This window comes from Jatrophihabitans sp., from assembly GCA_036389035.1.
Lineage (GTDB): Bacteria > Actinomycetota > Actinomycetes > Mycobacteriales > Jatrophihabitantaceae > Jatrophihabitans_A.
Window position 1 is genome coordinate 1 of record DASVQQ010000024.1, and the last position, 15,328, is coordinate 15,328.

At 69.8% G+C, this 15,328-nt stretch carries 19 protein-coding genes; all 19 read left to right on the forward strand.

Annotation, left to right across the window (positions count from 1 at the left end):
* Positions 1–344: sigma factor-like helix-turn-helix DNA-binding protein (locus tag VF557_14475; protein HEX8081413.1), on the forward strand; the 344-nt coding region annotated here is incomplete at its 5' end.
* Positions 345–485: 141 nt separating this feature from the next.
* Positions 486–1,319: a flagellin gene (locus VF557_14480; GenBank protein HEX8081414.1), complete on the forward strand. Its 834-nt coding sequence runs from the start codon at positions 486–488 to the stop codon at positions 1,317–1,319.
* Positions 1,320–1,412: 93 nt separating this feature from the next.
* Positions 1,413–2,708 carry a flagellar filament capping protein FliD gene (gene fliD / locus VF557_14485; protein HEX8081415.1) on the forward strand — a complete coding sequence of 432 codons (1,296 nt, stop codon included), beginning with the start codon at positions 1,413–1,415 and terminating at the stop codon, positions 2,706–2,708.
* A 65-nt stretch (positions 2,709–2,773) separates the two neighbouring features.
* Complete coding sequence (locus tag VF557_14490) at positions 2,774–3,205, forward strand: flagellar export chaperone FliS (protein HEX8081416.1); 432 nt, start codon at positions 2,774–2,776, stop codon at positions 3,203–3,205.
* Positions 3,198–3,530, forward strand: a complete 333-nt coding sequence (locus VF557_14495) for a hypothetical protein (protein ID HEX8081417.1) — start codon at positions 3,198–3,200, stop codon at positions 3,528–3,530. Before VF557_14490 ends, VF557_14495 begins: the two co-directional genes overlap by 8 nt.
* A gap of 134 nt (positions 3,531–3,664) precedes the next feature.
* Positions 3,665–4,006, forward strand: a complete 342-nt coding sequence (locus tag VF557_14500) for a flagellar basal body protein (protein ID HEX8081418.1) — start codon at positions 3,665–3,667, stop codon at positions 4,004–4,006.
* A 4-nt stretch (positions 4,007–4,010) separates the two neighbouring features.
* Positions 4,011–4,424, forward strand: coding sequence for a flagellar basal body rod C-terminal domain-containing protein (locus VF557_14505; GenBank protein ID HEX8081419.1), 414 nt, complete (start codon positions 4,011–4,013; stop codon positions 4,422–4,424).
* A gap of 1 nt (position 4,425) precedes the next feature.
* Entirely contained in the window at positions 4,426–4,767 is a 342-nt protein-coding gene (locus VF557_14510; GenBank protein HEX8081420.1) for a flagellar hook-basal body complex protein FliE, read from the forward strand.
* Between the two features lie 3 nt (positions 4,768–4,770).
* Positions 4,771–6,360, forward strand: a complete 1,590-nt coding sequence (gene fliF / locus VF557_14515; protein HEX8081421.1) for a flagellar basal-body MS-ring/collar protein FliF — start codon at positions 4,771–4,773, stop codon at positions 6,358–6,360.
* 2 nt (positions 6,361–6,362) lie between these two features.
* Positions 6,363–7,451: a flagellar motor switch protein FliG gene (gene fliG / locus VF557_14520; GenBank protein HEX8081422.1), complete on the forward strand. Its 1,089-nt coding sequence runs from the start codon at positions 6,363–6,365 to the stop codon at positions 7,449–7,451.
* Positions 7,444–8,073 (forward strand): FliH/SctL family protein, encoded by a 630-nt coding sequence (locus VF557_14525; GenBank protein ID HEX8081423.1) that lies wholly within the window; start codon positions 7,444–7,446, stop codon positions 8,071–8,073. The genes fliG and VF557_14525 overlap by 8 nt, the downstream gene beginning before the upstream one ends.
* The gene (locus tag VF557_14530; GenBank protein ID HEX8081424.1) at positions 8,070–9,434 is read left to right on the forward strand and encodes a FliI/YscN family ATPase; all 1,365 of its coding nucleotides are present in this window, start codon (positions 8,070–8,072) and stop codon (positions 9,432–9,434) included. Before VF557_14525 ends, VF557_14530 begins: the two co-directional genes overlap by 4 nt.
* Positions 9,431–9,865, forward strand: coding sequence for a hypothetical protein (locus VF557_14535; protein HEX8081425.1), 435 nt, complete (start codon positions 9,431–9,433; stop codon positions 9,863–9,865). The genes VF557_14530 and VF557_14535 overlap by 4 nt, the downstream gene beginning before the upstream one ends.
* Positions 9,865–10,980, forward strand: a complete 1,116-nt coding sequence (locus VF557_14540) for a transglycosylase SLT domain-containing protein (GenBank protein ID HEX8081426.1) — start codon at positions 9,865–9,867, stop codon at positions 10,978–10,980. Before VF557_14535 ends, VF557_14540 begins: the two co-directional genes overlap by 1 nt.
* Positions 10,980–12,659, forward strand: coding sequence for a flagellar hook-length control protein FliK (locus tag VF557_14545; protein ID HEX8081427.1), 1,680 nt, complete (start codon positions 10,980–10,982; stop codon positions 12,657–12,659). Before VF557_14540 ends, VF557_14545 begins: the two co-directional genes overlap by 1 nt.
* A 22-nt stretch (positions 12,660–12,681) precedes the next feature.
* The gene (locus tag VF557_14550; GenBank protein HEX8081428.1) at positions 12,682–13,119 is read left to right on the forward strand and encodes a flagellar hook capping FlgD N-terminal domain-containing protein; all 438 of its coding nucleotides are present in this window, start codon (positions 12,682–12,684) and stop codon (positions 13,117–13,119) included.
* Positions 13,120–13,222: 103 nt separating this feature from the next.
* Positions 13,223–14,026 carry a flagellar hook-basal body complex protein gene (locus VF557_14555; protein ID HEX8081429.1) on the forward strand — a complete coding sequence of 268 codons (804 nt, stop codon included), beginning with the start codon at positions 13,223–13,225 and terminating at the stop codon, positions 14,024–14,026.
* A 174-nt stretch (positions 14,027–14,200) separates the two neighbouring features.
* Positions 14,201–14,527 (forward strand): flagellar FlbD family protein, encoded by a 327-nt coding sequence (locus VF557_14560; GenBank protein ID HEX8081430.1) that lies wholly within the window; start codon positions 14,201–14,203, stop codon positions 14,525–14,527.
* Positions 14,527–15,300, forward strand: a complete 774-nt coding sequence (locus VF557_14565; protein ID HEX8081431.1) for a flagellar motor protein — start codon at positions 14,527–14,529, stop codon at positions 15,298–15,300. The genes VF557_14560 and VF557_14565 overlap by 1 nt, the downstream gene beginning before the upstream one ends.
* Positions 15,301–15,328 lie beyond the last annotated feature (28 nt).

A 15,328-nucleotide genomic window follows, 5' to 3' on the forward strand; every position in this document is an offset into this window, starting at 1 on the left:
GGCTGCGCCACGTCGTCCAGGCCTACTTCTTCGATCAGCGGCAGATGGCCGACATCGCCGCCGAGCTCGGTGTCACCGAGTCCCGGATCTCCCAGCTGCGGGCCGAGGCGCTCAAGCTGCTCAGGCACGGCCTGGCCAGTGCCGAGCCCGAGCTCGCCGCGCCTGCCGAGCCGACCGGCCGGGCCGGCGCCCGGGTCGCCAGCTACGCGGCCGCGGTGGCCGCTCGCGGCACGCTGTCCAGCCGGTTGAAGATGTCCAACGCCTTCGGTGAGTCGGTCTCGGCGCAGTACAGCTCGGCGATGCCGCGCCGGCGCGAGGAGCTTGACCGCTCCTCGATCGCCTGACGCCCGGCTCGCGCGACAAAGTAGCGGCTAACCGCTCAAGTCGGCGCCCCGGCTGCCGAACCTATAGACGAGCTGATCCACGGATGGATCGGCCGGCCCGATAAGCGGGTCAACCCGGACTCTGTTTCAGGAGGAAACACCGTGAGTCTTCGCATCAACACCAACGTCGGGGCCCTCAACGCCTACGGCAACCTGTCCGCCAACCAGGCATCGCTGCAGAACGCGTTCGAGAAGCTCTCCAGCGGTCTGCGGATCAACAAGGCGGCCGATGACGCGGCCGGCCTGTCGATCAGCCAGGGCCTGACCTCACAGATCAACGGCCTGACCCAGGCCGTTCGCAACGCCCAGGACGGCACCAACGTCGCCCAGATCGCTGACGGCGCCCTGGCGACCGTGCAGAAGATCCTGCAGCGTCAGCGTGACCTCGCCGTCCAGGCGTCCAACGGTGGTTCGCAGGACTCCGCCGCCCAGGCCGCCGCCCAGTCCGAGATCACCAACCTCAACACCCAGCTCAACAACATCTCCGCCACGACTGCCTTCGGCGGCACCAAGCTGCTCGACGGCAGCTACACCGCCGCGGTCGGCGTGTTCCAGGTCGGCGCCAACAACACCGCCAGTGAGCAGATCTCGCTGGCCCTGACGTCCGCCGACAGCACCACCCTGGGTGTCTCGGGTGTCAACGTGGGCACCACGGCCGGCGCGCAGACCGCGATCGGCACCATCGACGCGGCGATCGCCTCGGTGTCGGCCTCACGGTCCCAGATCGGTGCCACCCAGAACCAGCTCGGTTACACCATCAGCAACCTGCAGACCACGATCCAGAACGTGACCGCCTCGCGTTCCAACATCACCGACGCCGATCTGGCGAAGGAGGTCACCGCGATGAGCCAGGCTCAGATCCTGACCTCGGCCGCCACCTCGGTGCTGGCCCAGGCCAACTCGGCTCCGCAGGCCATCCTGAAGCTGCTGCAGTAAGTCCTGCCAGCTACCAGCAAAACCGCCTGATGCATCCGGCCGGGGTTCGAACCAGAACCCCGGCCGGACTGCCTCGGTAGGTAAGGAGTGCACGTGAGCGCGTTCTCGATCAGCGGGTTGTCCTCCGGCATCGACACGGCCTCTCTCATCTCGCAGTTGATGAAAGTCGCCGCTCAGCCGCAGACCCAGTTGAAGAACCAGCTGTCCCTGCAGCAGAGCGAGCTCACCGCATACCAGGCGATCAACACCAAGCTGACCGCGCTGCAGGCCGCCGCCGACGCGGTGAAGCAGGCCGGCACCTGGGCCGCCGCGAAAGCGGTATCCAGCAGCACCGCGGTGATCGCCTCGACCACCTCCGACGCCGTCTCCGGCTCGGCCACCACCTTCGACGTGATCCGGTTGGCCACCGCCCAGATCAGCACCGTGGCGGCCACCGGCGCGGTGGTCGCCTCACCGCCCAACGGCATCGACATCGTCGACTCCACCGGCACCACCCACCACCTCGCACTGGCCGACGGCAGCGCCACCGCCGTGGCGAGCGCGGTCAACAACGCCGGCCTCGGCATCCGGGCCTCGGTGATCAACACCGACTCCGGCCCGCTGCTGCAGTTCACCTCGGTGGCCACCGGCGCGGCCGGGGCCTTCACGATCAACGGCCTCGACACCGCTCCGCAGACCCTGGTCGCGGCCAAGGACGCCCAGATCGCGGTGGGAAATCCGGCTGCCGGCGGCTACACCATGTCCAGCAGCAGCAACACCTTCAACAACGTCATCCCAGGCGTGACGTTCAGCATCGGCGCCGTCGCCACGGGGGTGACGGTCTCGGTGTCCAGCGACGCCAGCGCCATCAGCGACAAGATCAAGGCACTGGTCGACGCCGCCAACGCCACCCTCACCGAGCTCAACAAGAGCACCGGCAAGGGCGGCGTGCTGGAGAGTGACTTCGGAATCAACTCCATCACCAGCAGTGTGCTGTCGACCGTCAGCCGTGGCACCAGCGCCGGCGCCAGCTTCGCCTCGATCGGGGTGCAGCTGACCTCCAAGGGCGAGCTGACCTTCGACGCCACCGCCTTCGCCAGCGCGTACGCGGCTGATCCGGCCAAAGCCCAGGCAACTGCCGCGACCTCGCTGGCCGGCGCCTTGTCCGGCCTGGCGATGAGGAGCTCCACGGTCACCCTGAGCCCGCTGATCAACTCCGGCACGGCCCAGGTCGGCCAGTTGAACAAGCAGATCGCCGAGTGGGACACCCGGCTGGAGGGCCAGCGGCTCGCCATGCAGTCCAAGTACACCGCCATGGAAGTGGCATTGCAGAAGCTGCAGGCCACCTCCAGCTACCTGACCTCGGCGCTGGACGCGATCAGCGCGTCCAATTCCGCCTCGAAGAAATAGCCCGGACCGACTGACCCGTTCAGGCCCGCGGGCCGGACGCCAACCGACGAAGGAGATGATCGCCAGTGCCCGCCGACACCGCCCGCGCCCGCTACCTTGCCGACGCCGTCGCCACCGCGACGCCGGCCCGGCGCATCGTCCTGCTCTATGACCGGTTGTGGTTGGACATCCAGCGCGCGCAGGTTGCCCAGGACAGCGGCGACGGCACCGCGCGGGATCATCTGCAGCACGCCCAGCAGATCGTCGCCGAGCTGCTCGGCAGCCTCGACGTCAGCGCCTGGTCAGGCGCTGCCGATCTGGCGTCGCTGTACTCCTACCTGCTGCGCGAGCTGATCGGCGAGGTGCTCGAGCCGCGGCCCGGCCGGCTGGCGGCCGCGACCAAGATCGTCTCTGACCTGCGCTCCAGCTGGCAGCAGGCCGAAGCGCAGTTGCAGGGCGGCACCCCGCCGAGCGGTGCGGCAGTGGCCGAGGGCCGGGAAGCAGTTCGCGTTGGCTAGCCAGCCGGCTGGTTCGGCTGAGCGGGGTCACCGGCAGGGCCCGCCCACCTGGGAGCAGGTGCTGGCCGACCTGGAGACCGAGACCCTGGCGTTGCAGGAGGGCCTGCGACGCGGTGAGCTGCTGGCGCCGGTGACGCCCTGGCACCCGCCGGTGCTGCCACCCATCCCGGCGGAGCTGGTTGCCCGGGCACAGGCGTTGCTGGATCAGCAGTTGCGACTGCAGATCCAGATCGGGATGGAGCTTGACCGGGCGCCCGCCGCGAGCCGGCCGCGTCCCGCGAGCCGCCCTGACCCGGCGCCGCAGCTCGTCGACCTGAGGGCCTGACACCACCTTTCGGATCTGTTTCTTACAGAGGCTTAACTCAGAGTGATCATGGTCGATAGGGATCCTCGAGCACGGACTGCTCGCAACAGCCCGCCAAGGATTGGCGAAGCCCCGATCAGCGGAGGTTTCGTGCCGTGCTCGACGACGTCGCGTCAGTCACTCTCAGTACCGCGCTCTCAGCGCTGGCCGCCCGGCAACGGGTGAGCGCCAACAACATCGCCAACATCGAGACCCCCAACTTCCGCGCCGGCCAGCTGTCCTTCGAGGACGACCTGCGACGTGCCGTCGCCGATGGCGAGCCGGCCCGGGCCGGGGTCACCATCACGCCCAGCAACGCGCCGGTCGGGATCAACGGCAACAACGTCAGCCTGGACACCGAGACCCTCACCGATCAGAAGACCGCGCTGCAGTACCGGTTGCTCAGCGGCGCGATGTCCTCGAAGTTCGAACTTCTCAGCGTCGTGTTGAAGGGCTGAGCGGATGCCGATCTTCTCCGCCATCTCGACCTCGGGCACCGGGCTGAGCACGTTTCGCACCTGGATCGACGTCATCGCCAACAACATGGCCAACCTCAACACCGTCAAGCCCACCTCCGGCGACGCGTTCCAGGCGCAGTACGTGCAGGCCCAGGACATCGCGGGAGGCGCCGACGGAGTGGGCGCGGGCGTTGCCATCAGCGCGCTGCCGGTGAGCAGCCCCGAGGGCCGGCTCAGCTACCAGCCCAACCACCCGCTCGCCGACGCCGAGGGCTACGTGCGGCTGCCCGACATCGACATGGGCGAGCAGATGGGCAACCTGATCATGGCGCAGCGCGCCTTCCAGGCCAACGCCGCGGTCGTGGACCGGGCCCGTGACACCTACCTCGACGCCATCAACATCGGAAAGAACCGCTGACATGACCTTGCCCGCGATCGGCGCCATCAGCGCCGCGTTGCCCAACTTCGCCGCCACCACCGGGATCTCAGACCCCGGACTCGGTGACCTCGGCATCCAGGAAGGGTCGACCAGCAGCACGTCCGGCAACTTCGCCGCCATGCTCGAGAAGGGCCTCAACGCGGTGCAGTCGGCGCAGAGCAAGGCCGACGGGCTCGCGGTGCAGGCCGCGACCGGAGACCTCACCGACATTCACGACTACACCATCGCCGCGACCCAGGCCTCCCTGGTCACCCAGCTGGCGACGACCGTCCGGACCAAGGGTGTTGACGCGTTCAACCAGATCATGGGAATGCAGGCCTAAGCGATGCAGGAAAGACTTCTCTCCACGTTGCGGCGCATCTGGCGCGGGTTCCAGGCGTTCACGCCCGGCCAGAAGGTGGTCACGGTCGCCGTCGGCCTCGCCCTGGTGATCGGCGGTTTCGCTTTTTCATCATGGGCGTCCAAGCCCAGTTACGCGCCGCTGTTCACCAACCTGGCTCCGGCCGACGCCAGCGGGATCATCGACAAGCTCAACGCCAACGGCACGCCCTACCAGCTGGCGGCCAACGGCACCTCGATCCTGGTGCCGCAGAAGGACGTCTATGACCTGCGGCTGAACATGAGCGCCGCCGGCCTGCCGTCGGCGGGCGCCACCGGGTACAGCCTGCTGGACAAGGAAGGCATCACCACCTCGGAGTTCAAGCAGCACGTGGACTACCAGCGGGCCCTGGAAGGCGAGCTGAGCAAGACCATCAAGTCGATCAGCGGAGTCCGCGAGGCCGCGGTGCACCTGGCGATGCCGAAGCAGAGCGTCTTCACCGACGGCAGCCAGAAGGCAACCGGCTCGGTGTTGCTGACCACCGACCCCGGCGTCACCCTGTCCTCCGGGCAGGTCCAGTCGGTGGTGAACCTGGTGTCCTCCAGCGTTCCGGGTCTGGCCGCTGATCAGGTCAGCGTCTCCGACGCCAGCGGCAAGGTGCTCTCGGTCGCCGGTGACGCCAACAGCGGCGCCGCTGCCGACACCCGCACCGAGGCGATCGCCCAGTACAACAAGCGGGTCGGCTCCGAGGTCCAGCAGATGCTGGACCAGCTCGTCGGCGCCGGGCACGCCGTGGTCACGGTGAACGCCGACCTCGACTTCGACAAGAACAACACGGTCTCCAAGCGCTACGTCTACGCCACCGGCATCCCGCCGCTGTCCGAGGCCAACACCACCGAGAGCTACGGCGCCGGCCAGAACGGCGCGGGCGGCGTCCTGGGCGCCGCCTCACCCAGCCCCACCGCGGCGCCCGGAGCCACGGGAGCCAACGGCTACCGCAAGACCACCACCACCCGGGACAACGCGGTCGGCCAGGAAACCGAGACCCGCGACTCCGCGCCCGGCAAGGTCCGGACCCTGAGCGTGGCCGTGCTGCTGGACAAGAACGCCCCGCCGGTGGACGAGGCCCAGGTGCGCGAACTGGTCAGCTCAGCGGTCGGACTGGACGCCAAGCGCGGAGACACCCTCGCGCTGGCAACCGCTCCGTTCGACACCTCGGCGGCGACCGCTGCCGAGAAGGCGGCAGCCGAGGCGGCCGCCGCGGCCGCCGCCGAACGCCGGCAGGCCGAGCTGATGTCGCTGGTCAAGACCGTCGTGGTGGTGCTGCTGGTACTCGGCGTCATCGTCGCGACCGTTATCGCCAACCGTCGCCGGCGCCGTCCGAACGAGCCGACCGATGACCTGGACATGTTCCTCTCGACCCTGAACGACTCACCCGGATCGCTGCCGCCGGCCCCGCGCGACATCGTGCCGCCGCAGAGCCGGGAAGCCGCCATCAACGCCGCTCGGCAACGCGACCTGGCCGAGATGGCAGACAGCCAGCCACAAGAGGTCGCCCGTTTGCTGCGCACCTGGCTCAACACGAAGGAGAGCTGACGATGGTAGAGACCCTGGCGACTGTGTCCTCGATCGGCACCAGCCTGGCGGTGGCAGCCAGCAACGCCGAGCCGAACATCGACCCGACCCGCGGCATGTCCGGCCGGCGCAAGGCCGCCGTGCTGGTGCTGCAGTTGGACCGGGAGGCCTCGGCCAAGGTGCTGGGTCAGCTGTCGGACACCGAACTCGAAGAGGTCGCGACCGAGATCGCCCGGGCCGGTGAGGTGCCCGCCGAGGTGTCGGCGGCAGTGCTGCGCGAGTTCGGCATCCTGCAGGTGTCGGGGGACTCCGTGGTCCACGGCGGCATCGAGCAGAGCCGCGCGATGCTGCGCGCGGCGGTCGGTGACCAGCGGGCGGACGCGATCCTGGACCGGCTGTCGGGCACCATGTTCGACGTACCGTTCAAGTTCCTGCACAACGCCGACGCCAGGCAACTGCTGAACTTCATCTCCGACGAGCACCCGCAGACGATTGCCCTGGTGCTGGCGCACGTTCCGGCGCCACTGGCCTCGAAGGTGCTGGCGGGCCTGGGCAGTGACCTGCAGGCCGACGTCGCGCACCGGATCGCCACCATGGACCAGACGACGCCCGACATCATCCATCAGATCGAGGCCAACCTTCAGCGCCGGATGGCGAACCTGCTGGTGCCCTCGGAGCTGTCGGCGGTCGGCGGGGTCCAGCCGCTGGTCGACATCATCAACCGCGCCGACCGGGGCACCGAGAAGCTGATCATGGAAGGCCTGGAGAACCGGGATCCGGTGCTGGCCGAAGAGGTCCGCAGCCGGATGTTCATGTTCGAGGACCTGATCAACCTGGAGGACCGCGCGGTGCAACTGGTGTTGCGCCAGGTCGAGACCGGCAACCTCGCCATCGCGCTCAAGGGCGTGGCAAGCGTGGTGCACGCCAAGATCATGGCCAACATGTCCGAGCGGGCCGCCATCACCCTGGCCGAGGAGATCGAGTTGCTGGGCCCGGTGCGGGTGCAGAGCGTCGAGGAAGCCCAGACCGAGGTGGTGCGGGTGATCCGGGAGCTCGAGGAGTCCGGTCAGATCATCGTCCGGCGCGGCGAAGAGGACGAGTTCGTTGCCTGACACGGTGGCCTTCGAGTTCATCAGCGACATCGCTGTCCCGGACCGGCTGATCGAGCAGGCCCGCGGCCAGGCCAGGGCGGTCGGTTATGCCCAGGGCTGGTCACAGGGTTCGCGCGAGGCGGCCGACTCCGGGGCGGCCGAGCGCGCTGCCGCGCAGGCCGACCGGGAGTTCTCGCTGGCTGCCCACCGCCAGCGGGTCGACTCGGCGGTGCAGGCCTTGCACGGCGCAGCCGCGCAGCTGGAGCAGACCACGATGAGCATCACCGGCCAGATCGAGGACCAGATCCTGGCCGCCGCCGTCGAGCTGGCCGAGGTGCTGCTCGGGCGCGAGCTGCGCGATCCCGAAGTCGCCGCTCCGGCCGCCCTGGCCAGGATCCTGCGGCTGGCGCCGGCCGGCGAGCCGGTCACCGTCTGGCTGAACCCGGCGGACTACGACACTCTCACCGGTCCGGCCGGAACCGCCCTGATCGGCTCGGTGGAGGGCGCGACCGGTCGTGGCATCACGTTCGAGACCGACCCCGACCTGCGGGCCGGCGACGCGCTGGCCCGATGTGCCAGCACCACCATCGACGCCCGGCTGGTCGAGGGTGTCGCACGGCTGCGGGAGTACCTCGGCCGATGATGAGAACCGTTCTCGGCTCCAGCCGCGGTCAGCACCGGCTCGCCGAGCTGACCGAACTGGCCGCCCCCAGGATCTACGGCTACGTCTCCCGAGTGGTCGGGCTCTCGATCACCGTCTCGGGACTGACCGGCCGGATCGGGGACCTGCTCTCGATCGGCGAGGGCCCGCAGGCCGTGCTGGCCGAGGTGGTCGCTGTCGACGATCAGAACTGCACCTGCCTGCCGCTGGGCTCGCTGGACGGGATCGGCAACGGCGACCGCGCCGCGGCCACCGGGGGACCGCTGCGGGTCGGGGTCGGCGCCGGCTTGCGCGGCCGGGTGCTGGACGGCCTCGGCCAACCGCTGGACGGCCTGCCGTTGCCCGCCGGACTGGACCGGGTGTCGGTCGAGATGGCGCCGCCGCCGGCGTTGAGCCGGCGCCGGGTGGATGAGCAACTTCCTTTGGGCGTAAGGGCGATCGATTCGCTGATCAGCGTCGGGCGCGGGCAGCGGGTCGGCATCTTCGCCGGCTCCGGCGTCGGAAAGTCGAGCCTGCTGTCGATGATCACCCGAGGCACCAGCGCCCAGATCACCGTCGTGGCGTTGATCGGCGAGCGCGGCCGGGAGGTCCGGGAGTTCCTGGAGAACGACCTCGGCCCGGACGGGCTGCGCGACGCCGTGGTGGTCATCGCCACCTCCGACCAGCCGCCGATGGTCCGGCTGCGGGCGGCCTTTGTCGCAACCCGGATCGCGGAGTGGTTCCGCGACGAGGGCCAGGACGTGCTGTTGCTGATGGACAGCATCACCCGGCTGGCCACCGCGCAACGCGAGATCGGCCTGTCCGCCGGTGAGCCGCCGGCATCGCGGGGCTACCCGCCGTCGGTGTTCGCGCTGATGCCCCGGCTGCTGGAGCGCGCCGGCGGGTCCGAGCACGGTTCGATCACCGGCCTCTACACAGTGCTGGTCGAGGGCGAGGACCACAACGAGCCGGTCGCCGACACAGCCCGTTCGATCCTGGACGGCCACATCGTGCTGGACCGCCGGCTGGCCACCGCCGGCCACTTTCCGAGCATCGACGTGCTGGAATCGGTCTCTCGGGTGGTGACCGCGGTGACCACCGACGAGCAGCAGCTACTTGCCCGCCGGGCCAGGCAACTGCTGGCCGCTCGCCGCGACGTCAAGGAACTCGTCGAGATCGGCGCCTACGTCGGGGGCACCAACCCGCGTGCCGATCAGGCGCTGGCGATCTGGCCACAGCTGGAAGCCTTTCTGCAGCAGGACATGACCGATCAGAGCAGCGCGGACTCGGCCTGGGAGGCCCTGCGGGCGATCCTGGCCGACGAGCCGGCTGTGCTCACCGGACCTGTCGAGGTCACCCGATGAGCCCCCGATCCTGGATTCCGACGGTGTTGCGAGCCAGGCAGGCTCAGGAGGATCTGGTGGCTCAGCAGGTGGCGGTCGCCCGCCGCGACGCCGGCCAGGCCGCCGACGAGCATGCCGAGCACGCCGCGCGGGTGGCCGGGATGGCCTCGCCGCGGAGCCAGAGCGTGCCCGCCTTCCACGCTTCGCTGGCAGCCCACCAGGCCGCCGCGGCGACGCTGGCGGCCGCCAGGAACCGAGTGCTGTTCGCCGAAGGTCGGGTGTCCTCGGCATTGGTCGAGCTGACCACCGCCGCGCGGTCCCGCCGGACCGTGGAGAAGCTGCAGGAGCGCGACCAGGCAGAGCAGGTCAGCACCGCCTCAAGCCTGGCTCAGCGCGAGATGGACGAGGTCTCGATCAGCCGGCATGGCGCCCGGCTGCGGAGGACGTCCTGATGAGCGTCGAGATGTCAGGCGTCCAATCGATGCTGGCCCGGATCGCCCAGATCCAGGCAGGCTTTCCGGGTAACCCGGTGGCCCGGTCGCTGCCCGCCCCGGTGATGGCTCGCAGCGTCCCGGCGGCCGGCACGCCGGCGCCCGCGGCGTCGGGCGCGACCCTGGCGCCCACCCGGACAGCGGACTTCGCGCTGGCTCTGGCCAGTGCCAGCGCCAACGCCGGTATGGGCATCGGCGCTGGTATGGGCATCGGCGCTGGTGTCGCCGGCCTGGTGCCGCACCAGCCGTCCGGAGCCGACATCATCGCCTCGGCCAAGAAGTACCTCGGAGTGCCCTACGTCTTCGGCGGGAACACGACTGCCGGACTGGACTGCTCGTCCCTGGTCCAGCGTGCCTACGGCGATCTCGGCATCTCGCTGCCCCGGATCGCCTCAAACCAGGCGCACGTCGGCACCGCGGTGCCCAGCCTGGCGCAGGCGCAACCCGGCGACATCCTGACCTTCGGCGAACCGGCGCATCACGTGACGCTCTATGTCGGGGACAACAAGATGATCGCCGCCCCGCAAACCGGGGACAAGGTCAAGATCCAGAGCGTCTACGAGACTCCCACCAGCATCCGTCGGGTGGTGTCGAGCGCCGGTCAGGCCGGTGCGGGCACTGGCCTGGCAGGCGCGGTCACCGGCCTGGGCGGGACCGTGCCGGGCTCGCTCAACGGCCAGCCGGCGCCGGCCGGCCTCACCCGGTACACCGGCCTGTTCCTCCAGAACGAGGCGCGGTACCAGCTTCCGAAGGGCCTGCTGGCAGCGGTGGCCCAGACCGAGTCCGGCGGTAACCCGACTGCCGTCAGTCCGGCGGGGGCGCAGGGCTTGATGCAGCTGATGCCAGGGACGGCCAGGGAACTCGGGGTGAACCCGTGGGTGCCCGCGCAGGCCGTCCAAGGCGCGGCGCAGCTGCTGTCCAAGCACCTGCGGACCTTCGGCTCGGTGCCGCTGGCGCTGGCCGCCTACAACGCCGGCCCCGGTGCTGTCGAGCAGTACGGCGGAGTTCCGCCTTACAACGAAACGCAGAAGTACGTCGCCAAGATCACCGCGATGTTGGCAGGAAGGGCCGCCTGATGGCAATCATGATCGCCACCGCGAGCAGCGCGACGTTGACCGTCACCACCGATGCCGCCGGCTCCGACAGCTCCGATGGCTCGGCGCGCGACGCCTTCGCCGGAGTGCTTGCCGGCATCCCGGCGCCCGGTGGCCGTGGCCCGAGTGCCGACCAGGCCGCCAAGTCGCTCCCCAAGGCCGAGCCGGCGACCGAGGCCGCTGACACCGGAGCGGGCGTGACCGAGCTCGCTGCCATGGCGTTGCTGACACCGGCGCTGCAGGCCGCGGCAGCCCTGACCGCTCTTGGTGGCGGCGCGCCGATCGACGCCCGGACCGCGGCCCAGCCTGCCGAGGCCAGCGCCCCGGCCGCGTTGGCCGCCGTCTCGACCCGGGCCGCCGCTCAGCCCGAGCAGGCAGGCAACGGCTACGGTGCCGCCAGCCCGGCCGATCCCCCGAACGGGCTGGGTCAGGGCACCGCGATGGCCAACGGACCGGGCAACGCGCCGGGCAATGGCAACGCGCCGGGCAATGGCACGGCCGATGGCCGGGCCGAGGGCAACGGGTGGGGCCCGGTGCAGGCCCTCGGGCCGACGAAGGCGGCTGATGCCGCCAAGGCGGCCGCACAGGCCTCGATATTCCAACCGACTCCGACTCCCGCAACGGCTTTGGCCCCGATGTCTGCCGTCACTGGGCCGGACGACGGCTCCCGGCCTGGCGCCGTCACCGCAGCCGGCGCCGCGACCCGGCCCGGCACGCCCGACTTCGTCATCGCTCAGGCAAAGACGACCGGTGCCGCCACCCCGGCTGGACAGGCGAGCGCCCCCGGACAGGCGACCGCCCCCGGCCTCAGCACCGCACCCGGACAGGCGACCGCCCCCGGCCTCAGCACCGCACCCGGCCTCAGCACCGCACCCGGACAGGCGACCGCCCCCGGCCTCAGCACCGCCCCCGGCCTCAGCACCGCACCCGGCCTCAGCACCGCACCCGGACTGGCGACCGCTCCCGGACAGGCAGCCCACACTGCCACTCCGCCTGCCGCCGTTCTCAGCCACCGGCAGGCCAGGGCGAATGACGTGACCGGGGAGCCGGTAGCGGGAACCGAACCACTTCCCGCGGTCGTCGGCGTTGCGGCCGAGCCGGCGCCGGTGGCCGTCCAACCAGCCATCACCGCGGCGCAGCAGGCGCCGGCGGGTCAGGCCGTCCCGGCCGGGCAGCAGGTCAGCGTGACGCCGGCCGAGCATGGCCCGGCCCGGCACGAACCTCCGGCCGCGATGGCCGACACGCCACTGGCCCGCCAGGTCGCCGGCCCGGTGCTGGCACTGCGAGCCGGCGGTGACGGCAGCCACCAGCTCATCGTGGCACTGCACCCGGCCGAGCTGGGCCCGGTCAACCTCAACGTCCGGATCGCCGGTGACCTGATGACGATTCAGCTTGCCAGCAACAGTGAAATCGCCCATGACACGCTGCGCGACGCGCTGCCCCAGCTGCGTTCGGAACTGCAGGCCGCCGGTCTCAGCTCGGTGGCGCTGTCGCTGGATCTGACCTCCGACAGCTCGGCCGACCCCCGCCAGGCCGCCGAGGCGAACCGGCCGGATCGGCCGGGCGCCGATGATGACGCAAGCCAGGCGCCGGCACGGCGCCGGATGAGCGGTGACCGAATGCCCACGCATGCGAGCTCCGGTTTGGACCGGTGGCTGTGAACACCTCAGAACGGGAGAGCAGATGACCCAACCAGTGTCCTCGGCCGCCACCGGCACGCCGGTAGCCACCAACCCGGCCATCGAGACAAGTGACAACACCACGCTGAGCTCCAAGGCTTTCTTGCAGCTGCTGGTGGCCCAGCTGAAGTACCAGGACCCCAGCAAGCCGATGGACACCGCTGCCTTCATGCAGGAGACGGCCACCCTGACCCAGGTGCAGGCAGCGGAGCAGAACGCCAAGGTGAGCCTCGACATGCTGTCCGCGCAGCGGGCCCAGTCCGCGAGCAGCCTGGTCGGGCACACCGTCACCTACTCGACGCTGGAGGGCAACCTGGTCACCGGCTACGTGTCCGCGGCGACCATCTCGACTGCCAAGCCGACCCTGAGGATCGGGACGGCCGATGTCGAGCTGAGCCAGATCCAGCAGGTGCTGGCCAACGACTCCACCGGCGCGCCATGAGTTAGCCCGCCCGGCCCACCCGACCGGCCCCACCGCGCACGACCGATCACCCCCTGATCACAACCAGATTCCGAAAATTACCTTCCTTCAAAGGAGAATCCCCATGCTTCGCTCGCTGTTCACCGGCATCTCGGGCCTGCGTGCTCACCAGCAGATGCTCGATGTCACCTCCAACAACATCGCCAACGTCAACACCGCCGGGTACAAGAGCGCCTCGACGGTGTTCGGCGACACCCTCAGCCAGACCATCTCCGGCGCCGGCGCTCCGGCCGGGGCCAACGGCGGCACCAACCCGATCCAGGTCGGCCTCGGCGTCCAGCTGGCCGGCACCTCGACCAACTACTCGCAGGGCTCGAGCCAGTACACCGGTCGCACGAGTGACCTGCTGATCAACGGTGACGGCTTCTTCGTGATGAACAACGGCGGCCAGCAGACCTTCACCCGGGCGGGCTCGTTCAACCTCGACTCAGCCGGTCACCTGGTCTCACCGGACGGCGCCATCGTGCAGAGCGCCACCGGCGGCGACCTGGACCTGTCGGCGCTGAGCAGCGGCGTCTACAAGTCCTGGAGCGTCACCAGCTCCGGTGTGGTCAACGGTGTGGACGCGACCGGCACCACCACCGCGCTGGGCACCATCGCGATGGCCACCTTCGCCAACCCGGGCGGGCTGACCAAGGTCGGTGACTCCCAGTACCAGTCCAGTGCCAACTCCGGCGCGCCCCAGATCGGCGCCGCGAACACCGGCGGCCGGGGCAGCCTGACTCCGGGTTACCTCGAGATGTCCAACGTCGACCTGGCGGCCGAGCTGACGAACCTGATCATCTCCCAGCGCGGTTTCCAGGCCAACTCGCGGGTGATCACCACCTCCGACGAGGTGCTGCAGAGCCTGATCAGCCTGAAGAACTAAGCACCCACGCACTAGGGCCCGCTGCGCCGCGGCGGGCCCTAGTGCTGTGCCGGCAAGGCCGTCAGAGCGATCTCCGGCCACCGGCCGGGCGGCTCAGAAAATGGGCGCCAATGCCGATAAGTAACAACAAGGAGGACCCACGGACGGGTCCTGGCGAACACCTGGATGGATCCGATGATACTGCTGCGCCGATTGGGTGGACCTGTGTTCACCCTCAACCCCGACCTGATCGAACGTGCCGAGGCGACTCCGGACACGGTGGTCACCCTGATCGGCGGCAACAAGTACGTCATCTGTGAATCGCTGGACGAACTGGTCGAGCTGATCCGTGACTACCGGGCCGGCATCATCGCCAGCGCCGAGGCGATGACCCATGACCACAGCCAGTTCCCCGACGCCCATCCGGGCCAATCGGCCGGTCACGCCCGGATCCGGGTGCTATCGGCGGCCGTCTCACCGGGCCAGACCCCCGTGGTGCCGATCCGAAGGACGGACGCCTGATGGACCCCGCCCTGATCATCGGAGTGGTGCTGGCGATCGTCGCGATCGTCGGCGCGGTCACCCTGGAAGGCGGCAGCATCGGCGCCATCTTCATGATGCCCCCGATGATCCTGGTCTTCGGTGGCACCATCGGCGCGGCCATCGCCGGGGCCGTGATGCGCGATGTCAGCTCGATGCCCAAGCAGCTGGTCCGCGCGATCACCGCCAAGACCGTGAAACCTGACGACGCGGTGGAGACGCTGGTCCGGCTGGCCGGCCGGGCCCGTCGCGAGGGGCTGCTGGCCCTGGAATCGGAAGCCGCCGACGTCGAGGACGAGTTCCTGCGCCGTGGCCTGCAGCTGGCCATCGACGGCACCGACGCCGAAGAGGTCGCGATCATCCTCAGCACCGAGGTCGACACCAAGCGCGGCATCGACCGGGCAGCGGCCAAGCTGTTCGCCGACATGGGCGGCTACGCCCCGACCATCGGCATCATCGGAACGGTGCTGGGGCTGGTCAAGGTGCTGGGCCACCTCGCCTCGCCGGAGCACCTGGGCGCTGAGATCGCCAGCGCGTTCGTGGCCACCCTGTGGGGCGTGATGAGCGCCAACGTGTTCTTCCTCCCGCTGGCCAACCGTCTCAAGCGGGTCAGTGAGTCCGAGTGCGAGCAGATGGAAGTGGTCATCGAGGGCATCCTGGCGATCCAGGCGGGCTCGAACCCGCGCCTTGTCGAGCAGAAGCTGCAGAGCCTGCTGCCCCGGGCCAATCGTGAGCCCGAACGCGACGTCGCATGAGCGCCTTCCACCCTTGCGCGGGCGGTGA

Excerpts from the sequence above, each read along its gene's own strand:
- VF557_14505 (HEX8081419.1), top strand. The coding sequence starts at position 4,011 with ATGCCGATCTTCTCCGCCATCTCGACCTCGGGCACCGGGCTGAGCACG.
- fliG (HEX8081422.1), top strand. The coding sequence starts at position 6,363 with ATGGTAGAGACCCTGGCGACTGTGTCCTCGATCGGCACCAGCCTGGCG.
- VF557_14565 (HEX8081431.1), top strand. The coding sequence starts at position 14,527 with ATGGACCCCGCCCTGATCATCGGAGTGGTGCTGGCGATCGTCGCGATC.
- VF557_14510 (HEX8081420.1), top strand. The coding sequence starts at position 4,426 with ATGACCTTGCCCGCGATCGGCGCCATCAGCGCCGCGTTGCCCAACTTC.
- VF557_14530 (HEX8081424.1), top strand. The coding sequence starts at position 8,070 with ATGATGAGAACCGTTCTCGGCTCCAGCCGCGGTCAGCACCGGCTCGCC.
- fliF (HEX8081421.1), top strand. The coding sequence starts at position 4,771 with ATGCAGGAAAGACTTCTCTCCACGTTGCGGCGCATCTGGCGCGGGTTC.
- VF557_14550 (HEX8081428.1), top strand. The coding sequence starts at position 12,682 with ATGACCCAACCAGTGTCCTCGGCCGCCACCGGCACGCCGGTAGCCACC.
- VF557_14555 (HEX8081429.1), top strand. The coding sequence starts at position 13,223 with ATGCTTCGCTCGCTGTTCACCGGCATCTCGGGCCTGCGTGCTCACCAG.
- VF557_14540 (HEX8081426.1), top strand. The coding sequence starts at position 9,865 with ATGAGCGTCGAGATGTCAGGCGTCCAATCGATGCTGGCCCGGATCGCC.
- VF557_14560 (HEX8081430.1), top strand. The coding sequence starts at position 14,201 with ATGATACTGCTGCGCCGATTGGGTGGACCTGTGTTCACCCTCAACCCC.
- VF557_14535 (HEX8081425.1), top strand. The coding sequence starts at position 9,431 with ATGAGCCCCCGATCCTGGATTCCGACGGTGTTGCGAGCCAGGCAGGCT.
- VF557_14545 (HEX8081427.1), top strand. The coding sequence starts at position 10,980 with ATGGCAATCATGATCGCCACCGCGAGCAGCGCGACGTTGACCGTCACC.